The sequence below is a fragment of the Phormidesmis sp. 146-12 genome, assembly GCF_052939495.1.
The window spans coordinates 103,265-123,715 of sequence record NZ_JBJPHS010000008.1 but is presented as its reverse complement, the minus strand read 5'-3'; the positions used below and the strand labels follow the sequence as shown (position 1 = coordinate 123,715).

18 protein-coding genes are annotated in these 20,451 nt (G+C 50.5%); 9 read left to right on the top strand and 9 right to left on the bottom strand.

Annotated elements, in window-relative coordinates:
* Nucleotides 1–55 precede the first annotated feature (55 nt).
* From ACKFKF_RS05900 to ACKFKF_RS05890, 3 genes are all read left to right on the top strand, one after another.
* Nucleotides 56–205 (top strand): hypothetical protein, encoded by a 150-nt coding sequence (locus ACKFKF_RS05900; protein ID WP_446866824.1) that lies wholly within the window; start codon nucleotides 56–58, stop codon nucleotides 203–205.
* A 652-nt stretch (nucleotides 206–857) separates the two neighbouring features.
* On the top strand, nucleotides 858–2,204 hold the full coding sequence (locus ACKFKF_RS05895; protein ID WP_446866823.1) for a UDP-N-acetylmuramoyl-tripeptide--D-alanyl-D-alanine ligase: 1,347 nt from the start codon (nucleotides 858–860) through the stop codon (nucleotides 2,202–2,204).
* Nucleotides 2,205–2,345: 141 nt separating this feature from the next.
* Nucleotides 2,346–2,660, top strand: coding sequence for a WGxxGxxG family protein (locus tag ACKFKF_RS05890; RefSeq protein ID WP_446857225.1), 315 nt, complete (start codon nucleotides 2,346–2,348; stop codon nucleotides 2,658–2,660).
* A gap of 469 nt (nucleotides 2,661–3,129) precedes the next feature.
* On the opposite strand, the gene ACKFKF_RS05885 is transcribed toward ACKFKF_RS05890, so the two are convergent.
* The 5 genes from ACKFKF_RS05885 to ACKFKF_RS05865 form a co-directional block, all read right to left on the bottom strand.
* On the bottom strand, nucleotides 3,130–4,830 hold the full coding sequence (locus tag ACKFKF_RS05885; protein WP_446866821.1) for a serine/threonine protein kinase: 1,701 nt from the start codon (nucleotides 4,828–4,830) through the stop codon (nucleotides 3,130–3,132).
* A 123-nt stretch (nucleotides 4,831–4,953) separates the two neighbouring features.
* Nucleotides 4,954–5,793: a sensor histidine kinase gene (locus ACKFKF_RS05880; protein WP_446866820.1), complete on the bottom strand. Its 840-nt coding sequence runs from the start codon at nucleotides 5,791–5,793 to the stop codon at nucleotides 4,954–4,956.
* Between the two features lie 556 nt (nucleotides 5,794–6,349).
* Nucleotides 6,350–6,949 carry an L-threonylcarbamoyladenylate synthase gene (locus tag ACKFKF_RS05875; RefSeq protein WP_446866819.1) on the bottom strand — a complete coding sequence of 200 codons (600 nt, stop codon included), beginning with the start codon at nucleotides 6,947–6,949 and terminating at the stop codon, nucleotides 6,350–6,352.
* A 99-nt stretch (nucleotides 6,950–7,048) separates the two neighbouring features.
* The gene (locus tag ACKFKF_RS05870; protein ID WP_446866818.1) at nucleotides 7,049–9,685 is read right to left on the bottom strand and encodes a phospholipid carrier-dependent glycosyltransferase; all 2,637 of its coding nucleotides are present in this window, start codon (nucleotides 9,683–9,685) and stop codon (nucleotides 7,049–7,051) included.
* Nucleotides 9,672–10,139, bottom strand: a complete 468-nt coding sequence (locus tag ACKFKF_RS05865) for a GNAT family N-acetyltransferase (RefSeq protein WP_446866817.1) — start codon at nucleotides 10,137–10,139, stop codon at nucleotides 9,672–9,674. Before ACKFKF_RS05865 ends, ACKFKF_RS05870 begins: the two co-directional genes overlap by 14 nt.
* A gap of 35 nt (nucleotides 10,140–10,174) precedes the next feature.
* Here ACKFKF_RS05865 and ACKFKF_RS05860 point away from each other — a divergent pair, with 35 nt between their 5' ends.
* Nucleotides 10,175–11,464 carry a pentapeptide repeat-containing protein gene (locus ACKFKF_RS05860; RefSeq protein WP_446866816.1) on the top strand — a complete coding sequence of 430 codons (1,290 nt, stop codon included), beginning with the start codon at nucleotides 10,175–10,177 and terminating at the stop codon, nucleotides 11,462–11,464.
* Here the strand turns inward: ACKFKF_RS05860 and ACKFKF_RS05855 are convergent.
* Together ACKFKF_RS05855 and ACKFKF_RS05850 are read right to left on the bottom strand one after the other, a co-directional pair.
* Entirely contained in the window at nucleotides 11,449–13,107 is a 1,659-nt protein-coding gene (locus tag ACKFKF_RS05855) for a CocE/NonD family hydrolase (RefSeq protein ID WP_446866815.1), read from the bottom strand. The two genes, ACKFKF_RS05860 and ACKFKF_RS05855, sit on opposite strands and share 16 nt — an antisense overlap.
* Nucleotides 13,104–13,559 (bottom strand): cupin domain-containing protein, encoded by a 456-nt coding sequence (locus ACKFKF_RS05850; protein ID WP_446857233.1) that lies wholly within the window; start codon nucleotides 13,557–13,559, stop codon nucleotides 13,104–13,106. The genes ACKFKF_RS05855 and ACKFKF_RS05850 overlap by 4 nt, the downstream gene beginning before the upstream one ends.
* 218 nt (nucleotides 13,560–13,777) lie before the next feature.
* Here ACKFKF_RS05850 and ACKFKF_RS05845 point away from each other — a divergent pair, with 218 nt between their 5' ends.
* From ACKFKF_RS05845 to ACKFKF_RS05825, 5 genes are all read left to right on the top strand, one after another.
* Nucleotides 13,778–14,761, top strand: a complete 984-nt coding sequence (locus tag ACKFKF_RS05845) for a pyruvate dehydrogenase complex E1 component subunit beta (protein WP_446866814.1) — start codon at nucleotides 13,778–13,780, stop codon at nucleotides 14,759–14,761.
* 330 nt (nucleotides 14,762–15,091) lie between these two features.
* On the top strand, nucleotides 15,092–15,496 hold the full coding sequence (locus ACKFKF_RS05840; protein ID WP_446866813.1) for a hypothetical protein: 405 nt from the start codon (nucleotides 15,092–15,094) through the stop codon (nucleotides 15,494–15,496).
* A gap of 242 nt (nucleotides 15,497–15,738) precedes the next feature.
* Entirely contained in the window at nucleotides 15,739–17,154 is a 1,416-nt protein-coding gene (secD, locus tag ACKFKF_RS05835; RefSeq protein WP_446866812.1) for a protein translocase subunit SecD, read from the top strand.
* Nucleotides 17,151–18,110 (top strand): protein translocase subunit SecF, encoded by a 960-nt coding sequence (gene secF / locus ACKFKF_RS05830; RefSeq protein ID WP_446866811.1) that lies wholly within the window; start codon nucleotides 17,151–17,153, stop codon nucleotides 18,108–18,110. Before secD ends, secF begins: the two co-directional genes overlap by 4 nt.
* 11 nt (nucleotides 18,111–18,121) lie before the next feature.
* Nucleotides 18,122–18,535, top strand: coding sequence for a hypothetical protein (locus ACKFKF_RS05825; protein WP_446866810.1), 414 nt, complete (start codon nucleotides 18,122–18,124; stop codon nucleotides 18,533–18,535).
* Between the two features lie 86 nt (nucleotides 18,536–18,621).
* Here the strand turns inward: ACKFKF_RS05825 and ACKFKF_RS05820 are convergent, their stop codons facing one another.
* The gene (locus tag ACKFKF_RS05820; RefSeq protein WP_446866809.1) at nucleotides 18,622–19,428 is read right to left on the bottom strand and encodes a hypothetical protein; all 807 of its coding nucleotides are present in this window, start codon (nucleotides 19,426–19,428) and stop codon (nucleotides 18,622–18,624) included.
* A gap of 184 nt (nucleotides 19,429–19,612) precedes the next feature.
* Nucleotides 19,613–20,116: a L,D-transpeptidase gene (locus ACKFKF_RS05815; protein WP_446866808.1), complete on the bottom strand. Its 504-nt coding sequence runs from the start codon at nucleotides 20,114–20,116 to the stop codon at nucleotides 19,613–19,615.
* Between the last annotated feature and the right edge of the window lie 335 nt (nucleotides 20,117–20,451).

Sequence of the window (20,451 nt, the reverse complement as noted above, 5' to 3'; positions counted from 1 at the left end):
ATCGATGGCTTTCTTGTCGATTCCCTCTCCTAAAAATCGTCCGGACTATTGATATATGGGAATGGGCGTTTTGTTTACGGTTGGCTCTACCTTTAGTCTGTCAAAAACCACTCGCGATATTCACGAATCCAAGCGGCTAATTTCGAGAGTGGATGAAGCCAAATTAGAGAAGATTTTAGCCGAGCATGATCCCTTCAAAAAATAGCGTTTGAGTTTTAATTGGTAAAGAGAGAAGGGTAATTCGGCGTTGCTGAATCAGGGTGATAAATCATCTGGGACAGGAACATCCCAAAAATTGAGGTACTGTCAAGTCGCCACAATCCTCACTAGCGATCGAAACGTTTCTGCACGGTAGTTGCCCAAGACCTACCTTAAGATGCCTTAACTAAAAGGGTCAACGATCATCTAGATCCAGACCTTATTTTTTTGAGCGATAACAGTTTCGAGTTCATCTATATCAGTCTTGAATCATTTGTAAGAATCTTCAAACGGCGGGTCATTAGTCATTAGTTCTTAGCCACCGATCTGCAACTAATCACCAACCAAAACATCGTTCTTTGAAATTGGAGTTGCGGCTGTTGCCAGAATTGATTGACATGAAAGCATAGCAAAAATGTTTGTCTTCCTGAGTAATGCTGTATTGTAGCTACTCTACAGCCGTAATACTAGAAGAGGATCTGAGGTCTAACCAACTCAAAACACTGATTTGCGAGACTGATCGCTCCCAACTTTGACAAAAACGATCGAATCGCTCTTTAATAATCAGCGAAGGAATGCCCACACCCAAAATCAATTGGCACCATTCTTTCATCCCTCCTCGCGAAAGCGGGGCAACGCCCTCTCTCATCCCTTCCGCTATGCCTTTCCACGCCACGCTTGCTCAATTGGCCGAAGTTCTGGGTGCTGCTCATCAGTTGTCTGACCTGACCAAAACCGCCACCCACATCACCACCGACAGCCGCAACATCAAACCGGGTGAAGTTTTTTTAGCATTGCGGGGCGAAAAGTTTGACGGACACAATTTTGTCAACGCTGCTTTAGAACAGGGCGCGATCGCCGCGATCGTCGATACCCAATTCCCGACTCAAGACTCAAATCTGCTGATCGTTTCAGATACGTTGGCAGCCTATCAAGCGATCGCTCACTGGTGGCGTAAACAATTCAATATTCCGGTGATTGCCATTACAGGCTCGGTCGGCAAAACTACTACCAAGGAACTGATCGCAGCCGCGCTGTCACACTATGGAAAAGTTCTCAAAACTCAAGCAAACTACAACAACGAAATCGGAGTTCCTAAAACGCTGTTGGAACTCGATCATGATTATAATTATGCCGTTGTTGAAATGGGAATGAGAGCGCAAGGAGAAATCGCTTTACTCAGTCAAATCGCCAGTCCTGATATCGCAGTCATTACAAATGTGGGAACGGCACACATCGGCAGATTGGGATCAGAAACCGCGATCGCTCAAGCAAAATGTGAATTGCTGGCAGAAATGTCAAGTGATGCGATCGCGATTCTCAATCATGACAGCCCGTTACTGCTAAAGACGGCTCAAATGGTATGGCCCGGAAAAACCATCACTTATGGTCTACAGGGCGGCGACGTTCACGGGCAGTTGATAGATTCTGAAACGCTAAAAGTACAATCTATCCCATTCCATTTACCGCTTCCTGGAGAACACAACGCGCTCAACTTTTTAGCAGTTTTGGCAGTGGTCAAAGCGCTTCACTTAGATGAATCACAACTAACCCATCTAGCAGTCTGTCTACCCGGAGGACGATCGCAAAAGTTTGACTTGCCCAACGATATCGTGATACTGGACGAAACCTACAATGCCGGGCTGGAGTCGATGTTAGCCGCCTTAAAACTTCTGGCACAAACCCCCGGCAAGCGACACATTGCCATCTTAGGAACCATGAAAGAATTGGGCGATCGCTCCCTCGACTTTCATCAACAAGTGGGCGCGATGGTCAAACATCTTCAGCTAGATCAACTATTAATCCTGGCCGATGAGCCAGAAGCGACTGCACTGACGATCGGAGCCTCCTCTCTCAATGCTCAAAAATTTGTCACCCACGCAGACATCATTGAGCACTTAAAGCAGACTATAAAAACTGGGGATCGCCTTTTGTTCAAAGCCTCACGGGCCGTCGGACTCGACCGCGTTGTCGAGGGATTACGATCGGCTTTAAGTGAGCCATAATCTAGCCACAATTTTGAGAGAAAAATAAAACTGAACTTTAAGCAGATCACCATCTCCAGCTTAAGAATGATTTCGTCTGTTTGGTGAGTCAATAAATTGTGTAGTGTTCACATCCAGTCATAAAGCTTAAGGATTCTAATCATGAAAACTTCAAAAATCTCCAGCGTTTTGGGAATGGGCGCTTTGGCACTGAGCCTATCTGTTTTGCCTGCTACGATCGCGTCCGCTCAATCCGCTGCACCTGGTACGGGTGGCTCAACCTCTGGCGACACCACGACTGGCACCACTTCCGGCACCTCCAACGTAGAGTACAACAACGAAGGCAGAAACGGCTATTGGGGTTTGCTCGGTTTGCTCGGCTTGTTTGGGCTGATGGGCCGCAAGAGCAGAGATGAAGGAGCCGCTTACCGCGATCCTGGTGTCACCAGCGAAACAACCGGATCTCGCAGATATTAATCTTTTGCTGATGAGGTGTCATAGCCATCAACGGTGACTTGCTACAGATCTTTGCTCCCTAATTTCCCTACTTGTGGGGGAGTTTGCTCGATCGGCTGCAACCTATAGCAATCCTAAATGAGTCATGAACAGATTTTTGTTGCTCCGTTCCAGTCTGCTTCGCCCCCTAAATCCCCCATTCTGGGGGACTTTGAAACTTGGGAATGGGTCTTGAAATCTAGGAAGTCTCTCGGCTCAAAGTTTCCCAACGTTGGGGGATCTAGGGGCACGATCAAGTCTGCATTTCACGAGTGATTTTGGATTGCTATATTTTCATTTGGTATCAGATCCCCGCTTTATAGCAAAGTTGGGGATCTCGTTTTGAAAATATCAAGATCGCAAATGAAGATTTCTAGTTGGTTACTAGTCAGTACATCCTCTAAAAAGAGGAGGCTGGATGCATTGGGAGGCAGAAGATTTAGACAAATCACTAATGCAAATCAGCATCCCAAACAGCAATATAAATTCGATCGCTGCTGTTGCGTTCGATCGTCCCTTTTAGTCCGTTTTGATTGAAGCTAAATTGATTAGACTGTCGCTGATAGACGCGCTGAAGGCCTTGCATAATGTCGTCCGTTGCTTGGCTGCCCATCATGCCATTGAGCGTGACCCGGATCTGTAAATCGTCGATCGACTGAGCAAAAGAGGCTTCGGTCTGACGCACTTTACCTGAGCTTTGATCGTAAATATAGGCGAGAGAAATGCGATCGGGCACCACTTCATATAAAGCACTGCGCGTATTTGCCCAATAGCCTGCCTTAACTCTAGTTGGAGTTCCCAAGGTCGATCGCACTTCGGTCTCAGACGTACCCGTTGGAAATCCTGGAATTCGAGACGGGTCTTTTGGCGGAGTAGGCTCCTCTGGGGCGGGTGGAGTCGGTTCGGGAGAGGCGATAGGCGGGGTGGGTTCAAGCTCGACAGGCTTGGGAGAAGGGGAGGGCGTTTGAATAGGAACAACTTTCTCAGGCTCAAGACTGGGCGAAACCGACGGCTCGACAGACGGCTGAGGACTTTCTGCGACGATCGGGGCAGGTTCAGGTCGTCTCAACAAAACACTGGCTAACCCAACGAGTGCCATCGTCACGCCCGAAAGCGCCACCAGACCCAAAAGTATTTTTAAGCCAGATTTGCGAGAAGGTTCGACAATTTGCCGAGGCGCGATCTGCTGAGACTGAGGCGCGATCGTTTCAACAGGAATTCTGTTAGCAGGCGGACGAAAGGCGATCGTCGGCTCTTCGGTATGCGAAACAATAGGCGGAGGTGGGGTTTGAGACAAGTTTTGCAGTAGCTCCTCGCTGGCCAAGACTGCCCCTCCCGATTCTCCTGGCAACAGTGCCAACCAGTCTTCGATACTCGCCGGGCGATACTGCATGTCGATCGCCATTCCTCGCATGATGGCTTGATTGGTCGCTGCACTGAGATTACGTCTCAACCCGCGCGGCTCTGGCATCGGCTGTCTATCTCTTAAAATCGACGCGATCGGGATCGTCGCCGTCACCAAAGAATAAAGCGTCGCCGCCAATCCATAGACATCGGTTGCAGGACTACGCTTTTCTTGAGAAAGGTACTGCTCGATCGGCGCATAGCCCACCGAAATCATGCTGGTATGCGTCTGAGTTGAGCCGGGGGTAAATTCTCGTGCAATGCCAAAGTCGATTAAGACAACCTGCTGAGTGTTTTCTCTAAGAATAATATTTTGGGGCTTGATGTCTCGATGCAGCAGCCCGTTTTGATGAACCACTCGCAGCGCCGAGCCAATTTGTCGAATGTAATGGATGGCTGTGGATTCGGGGAGGGGGCGATCGGGAAACACCAATTCTTCTAGCGTCTCACCGGGAATATAGTCCATCACCATATAAGACAAGCCATCTTCCAAAAAGAAGTCGCTGACTCTGACAATGTTGGGATGTACACAGATCGCCAGCCGTCGCGCCTCATCTTGAAACTTACGCTGAAAATCTAAATAAGCCGCATCATTTCTCAACGCCTCATTGAGCGTCTTGATCACGACCACTTGATTGAGATAGTGATGAGTCGCCTTGAAGGTAATGCCAAACCCTCCTCGACCCAGTTCTGCATCCAGCGTATATTTTCCGCCCTGGAGCGTTTTGCCGATTAGCGTATCCATCATGGGGCTATTCGCGGTAAGCAGTTAGCTTGAGTGAGTCTAGCAAAGTTTTGGCATTGAGATCCTATTCACTAGGTTGGGGAGTGGAGAGGGAAACGTTGGGCGTTAGACAGGGGACGTTGGGCGTTAGACATTAGCGATCGGAATGGAGCAGCGAATGCAAGTAGAAGTCTCTCCAGTTTCCTCACCAGAGGGAAGTTGCAGCAGTTCTAATCGGCCCTTCATCGCTTCGAGTAGGGTTTGGTTGAGAATCAGGTTAAATCCGGGAGAAAGTTCTAAAGTCGCCTGGTCTGGTGTAGATTCTAGTAAATCGATCGCTTCTTGCCACTGGGCGATCGGGCGTTCGTCTTCTAAAACCAGATGAGCAAATTCGGCATCAATGGCGGCTAGAAAAAGCTTGATCTTGCCCTGTTGCATTTGGTTAATCGCACTGCTAACTAGACTGACCAGCGCTTGTCTGAGCCACTGCGGATCAGCCGTCACAAAAATCTCAGGATCAGGTAGCTCGATCGTCATTCTCAAACCGCGATTTTCTGCTAAAAGATGGGTCATATTGTCTACCTCGTGCAGCAGGTTGGTCAGTTGTACAGGCTGCAATTTGGGAACGCTGGTGCTGTTTTGGGTTTTGGCAACCTGGATCACTTCATCCAGCAGTCGTACCATTTTTAGCGCTGATTCGTGGGCTTGCGTGATAAATTCGTGTTCTTCTTCGGGCGACTCGCACAGGTCAGCGAGAATGAGTTGGTGAACGCCAATAATGCTGTTGAGGGGTGATCGCAATTCGTGAGAAGTCCGCGCCAAAAAACCGCCCTTGAATTGGCTCATCTCGATCGCCATTTGATAGGCCAGTTGGGTTTGGCGATCGTTCACTTGTTCTATTCGCAGTTTGGAGTGCCACAAAAGCCAGCCTGCCATCAAACCCGCACTCAGACCACTCCCCAGGCACACGAGATTTATCCAGATCATACAAACCATGACGCACAACCGTTCTCAGAGTACTCGAAGGATTTTTGACCCAGGAGTTCCGCTCTAAGATGAACTAATTTTTTCTTGAAACGAACTTGCTCTAATTAATACACTTATATCCGAATTTTTCTGGATTACCGGAATGGAGGGTTCCCGCGCCCACGTTAGTGGGCAGAGTCCAATTTCTAGAAATCTTCACAAAATCATCTCCTGTTTTGCCATACATCTGAATCAGTGGAAAGGTAATCAACCACTTAAAAAACCTTGTCGTCGAAAGACACGCTGCACCTTGAAAATTGAATCTATGCGGTTCTACTGCATTTTTCTAGACTCCACCTTGCAGTAGGTAAAAGATTCAGAGGAGCTAGCCGAACAGCTTTTTGGAGCAATTGCCTCCAAAATTAAACAGGACTTGCTGAAAAGCAAATAGGGTAGGGCATACCCGAATTAACGCTTGGGGAGAATCCCACCTCTGGGCTAGAGACTGCAAGGAATCTAGTTTAAGTGGTTTCGATGAGCCAAGAATCCCCGTCCCTTTAGGGCTGGGGAGTGTCAACTAATGGAGGGTGATGGCTCCCTGGCGTAAAATTTGCCAGCCGTTTTCGACCCATTTGGCGACGGTGGAGGGCTGTCCGGATGCGGGTTGGCTGGTTTCTAAGTGCATCATTTCAGACGGAGAAAGGGTCAAAACTTCTGGGAATTCTGCTTCGATTTGGGGCATGGTCTGTAGGGCAGGCTGTCCCGATCGATTCACACTCGTCGTTGCCAAAGGGCCCGTTTCTTGCAGAATGGTACGAGCGATCGCCTGATCAGGTACTCTCACGCCGATCGTTGTCGGATCACCGGGGTTCATCACAGCAGGCACTCGCTCAGTGGCAGGCAGCACCAAGGTTAAAGCGCCCGGCCAATGGCGATCGGTGATCTGTTGCCAAATTTGTCGCTCTGCCTGACTGCCCAAAACGTAGGGCCAAAGATCCTCCAGCGTCGCCGCCATCAAAATCAAAGGCTTGTCTAAACTGCGCTGTTTGGTGGTGAAAATCAGGTCAGCGCGATCGGGCCTCGCCGCCAACGCCGGAACCGTATCCGTGACAAAACTGCCTAGATGTTGGCCCGATCGTATCCCCGCAACAAACTCACGAAATGAAACTTGAGGCATTCTGAACCGTGAAAGAAAAATCTGGTTTAGCGTGAATTCGATAAGAGTTTTTCACTTCGTTGTTCACGCAGTTCAATTTTTGCACGATCGAGAATTTGATCACTCCCCTTTCTGAAAGCTCTGGAACTCTTGCCACGCTTGCCCCACATTTCCCTGCATCAGGGCGGCGACTGCATTGAGAGCGTGAAGTTCAGGAAGGTCGGGGTTGAGGTCAAAGGCCGTCTTGAGCGCAGATTGGGCCGCTCGTGGGCGAAAGTCGTAGAGATTAACGAAGGCTAGATAGGCGTAGGCGTTGGGATTGTTAGCATCCAATCGGGTCACTTGTTGGAAACTGTCGATCGCTCCCCCCAGTTGTCGTTTCAGCACATTTGCTAGAGACAGCGCGTAAAAGAATTCTAAATTTTGAGGTTCTTGTTTTAGCCGAAATTCCAACGTCTGTTTGGCTTGAGTCACGTAGTCTTGGATGGGATCAAACTGATTGATTCTGCCGATTTGCTCAAAAATGGGATCGAGCGCGGATAGTCCCTTGGGTAAGTTGGTGGAGAGCGATCGCAGTTGGGTCACCCAATCCAATTCAACGGTTGCAATTTCTGGAGCCGTGTCTGCAATTTGGACGCTGATTTTGGGAACTGAGATGCTGTAGGTTTCGCCTGTTTCTCGGTTGAGGTAGGTGGCTTCGAGGGTGTAGCCGCCTTGGGCCGCTGCGGGCGGTAGGGTCGCCGTCCGTTCGATCACTTGAAACTGAGCTTTGGGGTCGGCGCTGTTGCGTTGCAGCATTCCCAATCCGATCGCGTGATCATGAAGCCAGCGAGTCGCTTGAGGGTCGAGTTTTTGCTTTTCTGCCCGCCAGGTTAAGAGAACCAAGCCCGATCGCAACTGCTCCCATGACCCTGACCAGCGATAGGTGACGGGCATCGGTTTGTTAGGGGCAGCTTGACTAGGCGCTCTCACCTGCTCTAATCGAATCGGCCCACAACCCGAACCACAAGCCTCGTCACTCGGCTGCACCTGAACGAGAGGAACGCGCCGTCGATAAAGATTTAGCACACTGTTGTCGGGCAGCGGCCAGGTTTTTTGGAGTTGAAAGTCAGTGCTCTGCGCGATCGCGATTCCCAGGGCGGTTTGGGCTTCGGGTTGACGAATGGCTCCTTGATCGCCGCTTTTGGTAACGAGCCAGGAAAGCGATCGCACGTCTTGTCCCACTTGTTTGAGTTTTGTGCCAACCTGCCGCCCATAGACCTGAAAGTTTCTCAACACGCCATAGTAATTGAGGTTGTGCTGATTTAATTCCACCGTCGAGGGGAGAACGCCGATCGTCGATCGCAGATAAGGCACCGTCCGAATCACTTCATCAATCACATTGGCGTGGTGCCACTCGCCGCCCCAAACTGCGGGATGCTGATTTTTGTCGAAAGGCAGTTTAGGAACCACATTCAACGGCAGCAAATTGAGCAACATCAAAATTCCTGATAAGCCAACCGCACCCCAGCGAAACGCCCGCAGTCGATCGGGATATAAGACCAATCCCTGAGCCAGCAAAACGGTCAAAACGGGCAACAGAGGCGTGATGTAGCGATCGTCCTTATTCACGTTGAGCGAACACAGCAAATATGCCCCGATTAGAAAAATCAACAGCCACCGGACGGAATGCCACCACGATCGATGGGTTTTTTGGCGATAGCCTCGTGCCCTCAGTCCCCCGTAGTCTGAAATGCGCTGTAAGCGTCGATTTGCCCAAAACCAATGTCCGACGATCACCGATCGCTTCCAATACAGCACCAGTCCCACAAGCCCGACGACAAAGATCGGCAGTGATACGAGGATGGGAATCTCGCGAAGATAGAATGTCCAGGCAGCCAGCGTATTGAGTGGAGGATCACCTTCTGCGATCGCGGAGTCTACGGTGGCTCGTTTTCCGGCTGTGAGAATGAGTAGCCAGTTGGTGCGATACCAGGGCACACAGACCGTTGTGGCGACAAATAAGCCTAAAAATAATTGAATTAGCTTCTTCCAATGGCGGCGCTGCAAAATCGAGAAAAGGAAGGCAACGATCGGCACCAACAGAAAAAAGATCGCAGGCTGTTTGGTTAAAAACGTCAACCCCAACGCGATCCCGAATGCGATCGGTAGAAGGAGGAATTTGGAGAGCGATCGAATAACGATGGAGCGATCTTCGGGATTCCGCAGTTTGGTGAACGAGGAGAAAGCCAGCCGTTCTTCTGTTTCGACCTCCATGACTAGCAGCGTCAGCAGCCAAAAACTCAGCGTCACCATCGCCACTAAGGGATAGTCAATCAAAAAGTCGAGACGAATCTTATAAAGTCCCGGTAATAACAAACACAGCCCCGCCGCCCACAGTCCGACTTCTACTGTAAAGAGGCGCAGCCCTAACCCGTAAACCGCAGTTAGCAAAATCGCGCTGTACAGCAGATTGACCAAAGTCGATTGCTCGATCCCCGCTCCAAACAGACTGATAAACGGCGTGGTTGAGATATAGACCAGGGGCGGCATTTTGGAAGACAGCATCCAGACGCTCGTCCACCAGTCTTGAGAAAACCAGTCAGGAGTCTGAAAAGCCCGCCAATAGTTCATTGCGCCCGTCAGATAGTCAGCCTGATCCCAACCGGGAATCGATCGGTCAGCCGCAAACCAAATCCGATCGACGATCGCTCCCGTCAACCATACTGACCCCAAGATTGGCAGCCCTGTCACCCAAGTCGGTTTATTTGCGCCCACTGCCTGATTCCAACCGTTTGCTCATCTTGAAATGGGGAATGTTTGCTTCGTAAAAGCGATCGCCTTCACTGACAAAACCCAGTTGTTCATAAAACTCTTTTACAGGTTCTTGGGCATGAATACGGATTTCTGAAATACTTTTTTCACTTAAAAAGGCGATCGCTGTTTGCATGATCTGTTTACCGATCCCCTGACCTCTCGCTTCTGAAAGGACGGCCAGACGCTCTAGCTTTGCAATCTCTGAATCCAAAAACCTGACTCGTGCAGTCCCAACCGGACGATCACCCAAATAGGCCAACCAGTGGATCGCCTCATCATCCAGTCCGTCAAATTCCAACGCTTCGTCAACACCCTGTTCGATTTGAAAGACGGTGGTGCGAATGGCTGCGATCGCCCCAAAATCATCGGGCAATTCTGCAAGTTTGATAGTGGGAAGGGTGCGATCGATTACCATAGGTCAACCAATTTTTTACTCAAAGAATTCCTGCAATGTTGCTTAAAAATCTATCGATCGCTGCGGTGTTTCTGGTTTGGGCGGTTCCGGCTGTAGCGGCCAATCCTGATCACGTTCAGCGCTTATTAAAAACCAATCAGTGTCCGTTGTGTGATTTGAGTGGGGCGGATTTAAAGGATGTTAATTTATTTGGCGCAAATCTAGTCAATGCGAATCTTAAAGGGGCGAATCTGAGCGGCGCAAATCTCGGCTCTGCAAATCTGACGGATGCGGATCTGACGGGTGCAAACTTAAATCGGACGTATCTCGATCGTGCCACCTTAGAAAATACTAACTTCACCAAAGCCGACCTCAGCGAAGCTTATCTCAAAAACGCTTCTACGAAAGGAATTCAGTTGTCAGGCGCTTTACTAAAAGGCACCAAATTGTCTCAAGTTAATCTCATCGGGGTGAATTTGCGCGGGGCAGATCTGAGCAATGCTAACTTGAGTGGCGCTACTTTGAGCGGTTTTCGGCAAATTTTGGGTAGCGCTCGACCTGCGGGGTTTCCGTTTGGGTCGATCGATCCCAGTGCGTTGTCGGCTTATCTCTGTCAGGGGTCAAGTTCGATTCCTGATTTCACCAACAACAAAGAATTTCAGGCTTACGGGTTAGAGTTTGCCAGCGCGGATCTGAGTGGGGCAACGCTCAAAGGGGCAGATCTGAGCAGTGCGATCATGGTCAAGGCTGATTTGAGTGGCGCTAATCTCACTGATGCCAACTTGTCGGGAACTTGTCTGATCAGCAGCAACCTCAAGAATGCCATTCTCGACAACGCTAACCTGCGATCGGCGCTCCTCAAAAATGCGCTCATCGAGGGCACCAGTCTCAAAGGCACCCGTGACGCTGACTTGAGGGCAGCCATCAAAACAGAGCAAGCCGCCCTGCAAGCCCAAGTTTCTCCAGAAGTCAAGCAAAATATGGGGTCTTTGATGCGATCGCAGCAAGCCCATTTGCTTGAAAAAAATCGGTTTGCGACCAAGCTAGAAGACCTTCGGATCAACGTCCCCGCCGAAACTGAAAAGTATGCTTACCGGATTTTTTCTCAAGGCGATCGTACCCGCCTAACGATGGTTGCCGCCGTTCCCAAAGTCAAAGGGCTAAAAACCTACATTGGGCTGGTGAGTATGGGCAGAACCGGACGATCGGGAGCGCCGATCACGCTTTCTAGACTATGTGAAAGCAAAGAATCAAAGCCTGTTTTGCCCAAAATGCCCAAAGCGACGACTGACTCAAAACCGATGGCTTGTCCCGCTGAGTTTGTAGAAGTTCAAACGTGGGGTTGAATCGGTAAGCGCAATTTTGAGGGGAAGTCACCTCCACTGCGAAGGGCGATCGTGATGATTTGAGCGTCGATCGCTCTGGCTTCCCCTGGCAAACTGCCCGTTCCCCCATTCACCGGATACGCTGGAAAACAGGCCCCACTTAAACTTAAGCGAATTGCACTCCCTTGAGGAATTTGAATGCAAGTCGGCTGAAGCGTCATTTGCAAAAGTTCTTGAGCAACCTCAACTCGAAGATAACCCTGGGTGAAATTGTAAACGCTGCCGTTGGGTTTGACTTCTGACAAGACCGCACACAGATCAAAACTGGGCGTATCCGCCGTACAGTAAAACTCTGCAAACACATCTCCTACCAAATGCAAATCTTCGGTCAACGGGTCTGAGGTGTAGGTGAGAATGTCACTGCGACAATCGAGAGCAGCCCGATCGAACGACCCCGACGGAGCCACCGCATGTCCGCCCAACGCTGGCACAGGTCGCCAGGGATCATGAACCAGCAGATCGATCGCAGGACTGAGAGAAGACGGATACGCGATCAAATGACCGTCTCGATCGTCCATGCCAGCCAGTCCAGTACTGGTGAGAAAGAACGGCGTTGGAGTTGCTGTGGGATAGTGAGAGAGCGCTTTCCACTCGTTGCGGCCCATTTCAAAAAGTTGGACTGGGGAATCTTGCAGCAATCCCGTGTCAATGCCTTTGAGAAACTGATCGAACCATCGAATTTGCAGGCGATCGCATCCACTCACCGCCGCTGCGCCATAATCCAACGCGCCCACTCTTCGACCCCACGGTAAATGCGCCCACGGGCCAACGATCAGATGTTGAGGTCGATCGCTCGATTCCATCGCCTTGTACAGATTCAACGTGCCGCGCAGGTAAGGATCAAACCAGCCCCCAATATGCAGCATCGGTAGGTCAAACGCTTCAACGTAAGTTTTGGGTGAGAGTCTCTGCCAGTAGGGATCGCCAGCGGGACGACCCCTTGCGGGTAACTCGCAGAGATCGAGCCATTCCTCATAAAAAGAGTCACGACCCCGCAAAACTTCAGGACGAGCGGGAATGCGATCGCCCAAGGGCAGATTCTTCGCAGCTTGAGACAGCGCCAAAAACGTCGCTTCATCTCCCTTTAATCGAGCGGTTTCTGCTGAAATCTGAATTGCCCAACCTAAGTTCGCCTGTAGACAAAACGCGCCGCCTTCATAGGCCCAATCGTGATACAGGTCATAGCCCAACATCGCGGGACAGATCGCCTTGAGCGCAGGAGGCTGCTTGACCGCCGCATACAATTGCGTCATGCCCTGATAAGAAAAGCCATACATGCCCACATCGCCAGAACTGCCCGGAAGACTCGCCGCCCAATTGACCGCATCATAGCCGTCTTCAATTTCTGACTCAAATAGCTTAAACTCCCCTTCAGATGTGCCTCGCCCCCGCACATCCTGAATCACGACAATATAGCCATGTGAGGCATACCAGATCGGATGAGCATACACAACCGTGGAAGCGATCGCTCGACCATACGGCTGCCGCATCAACAAAACCGGAAACGCCCCTTCTCCATCGGGATAATAAATGTCCACGTCTAACCGAACTCGATCGCGCGTCAGCATCGAGCCAGTTTGTTTCTCGCGTACCCCATACATCATCGCAAAACAGGCACTCCACCCCGCCGCAAAACCGCCATATCTTCCGCATCCAACTCCGCCGGGACTCCACTGCGAATCAGTTCCGCAAAGTCCTCATTGGGAATCATAATACAGAGCGCATAAAGGCGATCGCTGCCCGTATTTCTCACTTCATGAATGCCCGTCGGGGGCACCAGCAAACTATCCCCGGCTCGAATCGCCACCTCTTTGCCATCACAAACGGCAATGCCTTCTCCCTTGAGGACAAAGAACATTTCAACCGCTAACTGATGGCGATTGGGCGGAGTCTTGCCGCCGACATCAAAAATTTCGACACAAAAAGTCATCGAGAAATTGGCAATCACCGGATCGAAGACGATCGCCAACCGATTGGTATCATTGGGGCTGATGCGGTAAGCCTGATAATCGTTGGGAGATTTGATCACAGGTATGACGCAACTATCATCCATCATGAAGCGTTCCTCTAGAGTCACGAATAGTCCGATTTCAGCGTCTTCTCTTCAACTTATCCGCTATTTGAGATACAAAGTGAATCTGTATTAAGAATTAGGATTCTTCTCATAAAGGAGGGAAAGCGGTTTTCAGTTGACGGGCCAGTTGACCAGACTGTAGACTTCCGCGATCGCCCAACCTCCTCTAAAATAGGATGCTGCAACTTTTTAGAGGAACAATGGCAGAAACCCTTTTCTTCAACGCCCTACGAGAAGCCATTGACGAAGAGATGGCGCGTGATTCTAGCGTCCTGGTGATGGGTGAGGATGTGGGTCACTATGGCGGGTCTTATAAAGTCACGAAAGATCTGTACAAAAAATATGGTGATCTGAGGCTGCTGGATACGCCGATCGCCGAAAACAGCTTTACCGGAATGGCGATCGGGGCGGCGATGACAGGTTTGCGTCCGATCATCGAAGGCATGAATATGGGCTTTTTGCTGTTGGCCTTCAATCAAATCGCCAACAATGCTGGAATGCTGCGCTACACATCAGGCGGCAACTTCAAGATTCCGCTGGTGATTCGTGGGCCGGGTGGGGTTGGTCGTCAGTTGGGTGCAGAACATTCGCAGCGTCTAGAAGCTTATTTTCAAGCCGTTCCGGGTCTCAAGATTGTCGCCTGCTCCACGCCCTACAATGCCAAAGGATTGCTCAAAGCTGCTATTCGAGATGACAATCCGGTGCTATTTTTTGAGCATGTGTTGCTTTACAACCTTAAAGAAAATCTGCCGGATGGAGAATACGTGCTGCCGCTCGACAAGGCCGAAGTGGTGCGAAAAGGTGAAGACGTAACGATTTTGACTTATTCTCGGATGCGCTATCACGTTCTGCAAGCCGTCAAGACGCTAGAAAAAGAAGGCTACGACCCAGAAGTGATCGATTTGCTGTCGTTGAAGCCGTTGGACTTTGAAACGATCGGCGCTTCTATTCGCAAAACCCACCGGGTGATCATCGTCGAAGAATGTATGAGAACAGGCGGCATCGGGGCTGAAATTGTGGCTTCGATCAACGATCGCCTCTTTGATGAGTTGGATGCTCCCGTCCTACGTTTGTCGTCTCAAGACATTCCTACTCCCTACAATGGCGCACTGGAGAATCTGACGATCGTTCAACCCCAAGACATCATCGATGCCGTCAAAAAAATGACTGCCGCCAAAGTTTAGTCTTGAGTTTCGCTATTGAAATCATTCGCTTAAGGGTGCAGATTGTGTGCCCTTATTTTTTAGGTGAATTTGATGTGTGAGAATTTTCCATAGAAACTTTTTCTAACCCAATAACTCTACTTGCCCGCCGCATTCAAAGCATCTGTATACAGTTGACCAACCTTCGCCAAATTCGAGATGGGTGACGTACGATTGACGATCGTCATTGCCAACCTGTTTCTTGCAGCCAAGACAAGATTTCCCTCAAAACCTGGCTGTTACCGTTTTGTCCGCGTTATCCTAAAGGCAAGGGTGCGAACACTGAAAGTCACCTCAAATTAAGACATGGCCATGCTGAAACGTCTGTCTCTTTTAGTTGCCCTCTCGATCGTTCCATTGCTGTCAGGACGAGCGATCGCTTCGCCGGATATCGGAGGTGCGCCCGTCAAAGCCATTCCGATACAGCCGTCCTATTCGACAATTTACTCGCAGACCAACTTTATCGATCCGTTTGGGGTGCCTCAGTCGATCGTGATTACTGCGCCAACAGTGGTGCGCGATAGCTTTGGGTTTACGTCTCATCCATCGGTCAATTATCCCCAGACGATTATTGTCACCCCAACCAGTCGTACGACGATCGTCCGTGGCGTTTTGCATCCGATTGTTCCGATCTATCCGATTCGCTCCAATTGCGCCACTTTGAGTTTGGCACTGGCAAGCGGTCGATCGGTCTCCATCAACGCAAGCTGCCAGTAGTTTAGACTTTGACCAAAAGGCTGAAGTGTTAGCTGTCCGTTAAGTAGACGGGCTGAATTAAACATAAAACGCTTTAAGGTTTTGTTCTTTTAGCCACGAATTAGTTCGCCGGGTTTGTTTAGACCTTATGGCCGCGAATTAATCGCTAGGTTTGTTTACCCTTGTAGCCAAACTCAACCCTCAAAACTCATAACTCAAAACTCTAACGCGCTATCATAGCGTTTGTCATAGCAGGTTTGGGTATGGGAAGGCAGCGTTCATTACTTTTGGTGATTTTGGCTCTGGTGATTGCCGCGATTTTTGTCATCGTCAAAGTGCCCGTGCAGTTGGGGTTAGACTTGCAGGGCGGCTCACAGCTTACGATTCAGGTTAAGCCGTCCGAAGAAATTAAAAAAGTCACCTCTCGCGAATTGGAAGCCGTCCAGCGAGTGATTGAGGGACGGATCAATGGATTGGGCGTTTCAGAACCCGTGGTGCAAACGGTGGGCGAAGATCAGATTCTCGTCCAACTCCCCGGCGTGAGCGATCCTCAACAGGCAGAACGAGTCCTCGGCGGCACCGCTCAACTCGACTTTCGAGAACAGAAAAAAGGTACTGAGGCCAGACTGCCGATCGAACAACAACTACGCCAAGAACTGCTTGCCAAACAAACAGAACTGAGAAAATCGGGCGACCAGAAAGCGATCGACGACAATCAGGCAAAAATCAAACAAAGCGACCAAGCCATTTTGAGCCTATTTGAGCCACCTGCCCTCGTGGGTAAAAACCTCAAAGATGCCTACCCCGAAACCACGCCCAACTCGAATACCTGGAGCGTCGGCCTGCGATTTGACGATGATGGCGGTCAGAAATTTGCCCAGTTGACCAAAAATCTGGCAGGCACCGGACGCAGCTTAGGAATCTTCCTCGACAACGGACTGATTAGCGCTCCCAACGTCGGCGTAGAATTCGCTCAAACAGGCATCACAGGCGGCGGTGCAACGATTACCGGACGATTTACGGCTCAAGAAGCCCAAGATTTAGCCGTTCAGCTACGTGGCGGATCACTCCCTCTACCCGTCGAAATCGTCGAGAATCGCACCATTGGCGCAACCTTGGGGAGAGACAGCATTCAAAGCAGCATTTACGCTGGGATTGGTGGATTGTTCCTCGTCCTCGTCTTTATGGTGGTGTATTATCGTCTGCCGGGAGCCATTGCCTCGATCGCGCTCATCATCTATTCCCTCCTCACCTTTGCGGCTTTCAATCTGCTGGGTGTGACGCTGACCCTACCAGGAATCGCCGGATTCATTCTCAGTATCGGGATGGCAGTCGATGCAAACGTGCTGATCTTTGAGCGGACTCGTGAAGAACTGCGCGCCGGGAAGACCTTGTATCGATCAGTCGAAGCGGGCTTTTTCCGCGCCTTTTCCAGCATTCTCGATAGTAATGTCACAACTCTGATCGCCTGCGGAGCGCTTTTTTGGCTGGGTGCCGGACTGGTGAGAGGGTTTGCCCTGACGCTGGCGTTGGGCGTGATGGTGAGTATGTTTACCGCCCTGACCTGTAGCCGCACCCTGCTTCTCTTTGTGCTGGGCATCCAAGGACTCCGTAAACCAGAATTGTTTTGCCCCAACTTACCCACAACCAACAAACCCTCGGCGGAGGCAGCCTCATGAAACTTCAAGTCATCCGTCAACGAGGAATCTGGTGGACGCTTTCTCTAGCGATTATTTTGGCGGGCCTGATCGCGATGGCCATTTCCTGGAATCAGATTGGCACTCCGCTGCGCCCAAGTTTGGATTTTGTCGGAGGAACGCGCCTCCAATTAGAACTCGACTGCACCCAACCTGACAATTGCAGTAAACCGATCGACCTCGATGCCGTGCGAGGCGTTTTAGACGATCAAGGACTGGGAGGTAGCAGCATTCAAGCGGTCGGCCCAGAGCAGCGAATCATCTCCATTCGGACTGCCAATCTCAACGTCGATCAGCGCACCAAACTTCAACAAGCCCTCACCGAAAAGATCGGAGCCTTCAACCCCAAAACGACTCAGATCGATAGCGTCGGCCCGACCCTGGGGAAACAGCTTTTTGAGTCAGGCTTGTTGGCGCTGATTGTCTCCTTTGCAGGCATTGCCCTTTATCTCAGCGTTCGATTTCAGCCAGATTATGCTGTGTTTGCGATCGTCGCGCTCTTACACGATGTGCTGATTACCGTTGGCATCTTCGCCATTTTGGGATTGGTCAGCGGCACTGAAGTCGATAGTTTGTTTATTGTCGCCCTGCTGACGATCGTCGGGTTCTCCGTCAACGATACCGTTGTGATTTATGACCGGGTGAGAGAAACGATCGTCCTCAATCCGGGTCGTCACATTAACGATATTGTCGATGAGGCCGTCAATCAAACCTTGGGACGGTCAATCAACACCACCATGACCACGCTGTTGACGCTGTTTGCGATCTTCTTCTTTGGCGGAGAAACGCTGAAAAACTTCGCCCTGGCTTTGATCATCGGCTTTGTCATGGGTGCCTATTCGAGTATCTTTATTGCCAGCACGCTGCTTGCCTTGTGGAGAGAGAAAACAGGAAAGGCGATCGCTCCGACCACTACACCTGACGCTACTGAGGCTTAGTCATTACAGATATGGATCAGCCAGACCAGTCGGTTTCAGAGATTGAGCTATCCCGCGATCCTGGCTTTGAGGCTGCGGTTCAGAAGCTCCATGAGTTGACGGTTTTGACGAAGTGGCTGCTGGCTTTGGGGCTGTGGGCAACGATCGGGCTTCTCAGCCTGTGGGATTTGCGAGACGTGTTTGCGATTTTGCGGCAATATTTCACCTGGGCAGCGTTGCGGTTGGGTCTGGGTTACCATCTGCTTGCCTCGGTGGGATTGGCGCTCTGCATTGGAGTCACGCTGTCTACCTTGATATGGCAAAGCCGCAACATTCTATTTGGGCTACCCCTCCTCGAACGTCAGCGGCTAGAAAAACAAGTCCTCAAAATTCATCAGCAGGGTAAAAGCCATCCTTTATGGAAGTGGGTTTATCCCCGCCAATGATACAGGTGAGCGGACGAGGGACTTTGGATAAGAAAACTTAAACCCTATGTTTCAAGTCCAAAGCCTTCAGTCCAGCATCCTCCCCATTACCAGAGCGCGCGAACGCCGCCCGACTGTCCGCCACTGGAGTCTCCAGAAGGAGTGGTAGAGTCTTCGCTCGGTGTCGTCGAGTCTGGAGTGGTGGTCGATTCGGGGGTTGTAGTACCTGGAGAACTGGGTGTGGTCGATTCGGGCGTTGTGGTACCTGGAGAACTGGGTGTGGTAGTTGACTCAGGGGTTGTGGTACCTGGGGAACTGGGTGTGGTAGTTGACTCAGGGGTTGTGGTACCTGGAGAACTGGGTGTGGTTGACTCAGGGGTTGTGGTGCCTGGAGAACTGGGAGTCGTCGATTCGCTGGGGCTGGTCGGAACGGTGACATCTCCAGAAGAACCAGGCGTTGTGGTGCCAGGAGTGGTTTCAGTGGTGCCAGGAGTGGTCGGAGAACTGCCCGGTGACTGCTGAATGGTCGGAGAACTGCCCGGTGACTGCTGAATGGTCGGGCCAACATTAGAAGGTTCGGCGGCCGGAGCAGCAGGACGATCGTTAGCCCCCCCCGTCGATTGAGACAGCAGACGATTGTAGGGAGCTTCGTTAAAGATGGTGGGGTTGGGGTTGACTTTGGCCAACGAGGGAGATGAGGAGCGAATGGTCGTTTCGGTCGTCACACTCTCGGTCGCCGGGGTCATCATGCTGGGAGTCGCTTGAGCCAGACGATTGTAGGGGGCTTCGCTAAAGATTTTGGGATTGGGGTTGAGCGGGGAGGCTGCGAAAGAAGGAAGCGCCATCAAGCTAGCTCCGACTACGCCGATCGAGCCAGCCAATTTGACAAGAATACCTTTCTGAGTTCCGTTCATGAGTATCTCCTTACATCTGATGATTTCTGTGCAGACAATCGCACTTTTAGAAGTCCGATCGCTTGCCACGACACCTGACCCTCTGTGATCAGGATCATCGCCACCGTCAGAAGTTTAAGGAGATGTGAAGTTTAGTTGATCTGTCATTAGTTGGATTTTATTTCGTAACGCCTTTGGTATCGCCTCACTTGATCACCTCAACCACTGTCCCCAGACTGACTTTTTGAAAAAGTTCTTCGACATCTTTGTTGTGCATCCGTACGCAGCCGTGGGAGGTGGCTTTTCCAACTGATTGAGGCGTGGGCGTGCCGTGAAAGCCGATCCAGTTTTTGCCGTCTGTCCAAAAGCCAATCCAGCGCCGTCCCAATGGGTTTTCAGGGTCGCCTCCCGGAATCACAAAGCCCTTAAACGGATGTATCCAAGCGGGATTTTTAACCATTTCTCTGACTTTGAAGGTGCCTGTCGGCGTCTCCCAACCAGGACGACCTACGGCGATCGAATAGGTTTTAACTTTGTTGTCTCCTCGAAAGACCGTCACCTGACGCTTACTGAGACGAATTTCTAATCGTACAGGCTGAGTAATGGATCGATCCAGAGAATCGGGAGCCGTGATCGCTTTGGGAAGGGGCGTTGTTGCAACGGTTGCCGAGGGGCTGACCCAGGCAGAAATCGCTAGTAACAGGCTCACGATCCTCACAGATTGATTCATCATCGACTTTGGAAACAAAACTACAAACAAGAGAGAAACAGTTTCTCAGCTATCAGGTCATCTGTCTCTAGTGTGAGAGTACCAAGTTTTGGGCTGTCAGTATCTATCTAACTTTCGACGTAGGTCGATCGAGATGTTCGTAACTTTTGATGAATTTAATTTTGTAGCAGGTTATCTTAAACAATCTTTGTTTCTTAGGAGATTTCCAGGAATACTTTTACCCAAATTGATCTCTCTGACCCCTCCCAGCCTCACCTTACTAAGGCTACCGTGTACACACAAGTCATTGTCGCTTCGTTTCAGTCGGCTTCAGC

Coding starts and splice junctions, on each gene's coding strand:
- ACKFKF_RS05900 (WP_446866824.1), top strand. CDS start 56: ATGGGAATGGGCGTTTTGTTTACGGTTGGCTCTACCTTTAGTCTGTCA.
- ACKFKF_RS05895 (WP_446866823.1), top strand. CDS start 858: ATGCCTTTCCACGCCACGCTTGCTCAATTGGCCGAAGTTCTGGGTGCT.
- ACKFKF_RS05890 (WP_446857225.1), top strand. CDS start 2,346: ATGAAAACTTCAAAAATCTCCAGCGTTTTGGGAATGGGCGCTTTGGCA.
- ACKFKF_RS05885 (WP_446866821.1), bottom strand. CDS start 4,830: ATGATGGATACGCTAATCGGCAAAACGCTCCAGGGCGGAAAATATACG.
- ACKFKF_RS05880 (WP_446866820.1), bottom strand. CDS start 5,793: ATGATCTGGATAAATCTCGTGTGCCTGGGGAGTGGTCTGAGTGCGGGT.
- ACKFKF_RS05875 (WP_446866819.1), bottom strand. CDS start 6,949: ATGCCTCAAGTTTCATTTCGTGAGTTTGTTGCGGGGATACGATCGGGC.
- ACKFKF_RS05865 (WP_446866817.1), bottom strand. CDS start 10,139: ATGGTAATCGATCGCACCCTTCCCACTATCAAACTTGCAGAATTGCCC.
- ACKFKF_RS05860 (WP_446866816.1), top strand. CDS start 10,175: ATGTTGCTTAAAAATCTATCGATCGCTGCGGTGTTTCTGGTTTGGGCG.
- ACKFKF_RS05855 (WP_446866815.1), bottom strand. CDS start 13,107: ATGATGTATGGGGTACGCGAGAAACAAACTGGCTCGATGCTGACGCGC.
- ACKFKF_RS05850 (WP_446857233.1), bottom strand. CDS start 13,559: ATGATGGATGATAGTTGCGTCATACCTGTGATCAAATCTCCCAACGAT.
- ACKFKF_RS05845 (WP_446866814.1), top strand. CDS start 13,778: ATGGCAGAAACCCTTTTCTTCAACGCCCTACGAGAAGCCATTGACGAA.
- ACKFKF_RS05840 (WP_446866813.1), top strand. CDS start 15,092: ATGCTGAAACGTCTGTCTCTTTTAGTTGCCCTCTCGATCGTTCCATTG.
- secD (WP_446866812.1), top strand. CDS start 15,739: ATGGGAAGGCAGCGTTCATTACTTTTGGTGATTTTGGCTCTGGTGATT.
- secF (WP_446866811.1), top strand. CDS start 17,151: ATGAAACTTCAAGTCATCCGTCAACGAGGAATCTGGTGGACGCTTTCT.
- ACKFKF_RS05825 (WP_446866810.1), top strand. CDS start 18,122: ATGGATCAGCCAGACCAGTCGGTTTCAGAGATTGAGCTATCCCGCGAT.
- ACKFKF_RS05820 (WP_446866809.1), bottom strand. CDS start 19,428: ATGAACGGAACTCAGAAAGGTATTCTTGTCAAATTGGCTGGCTCGATC.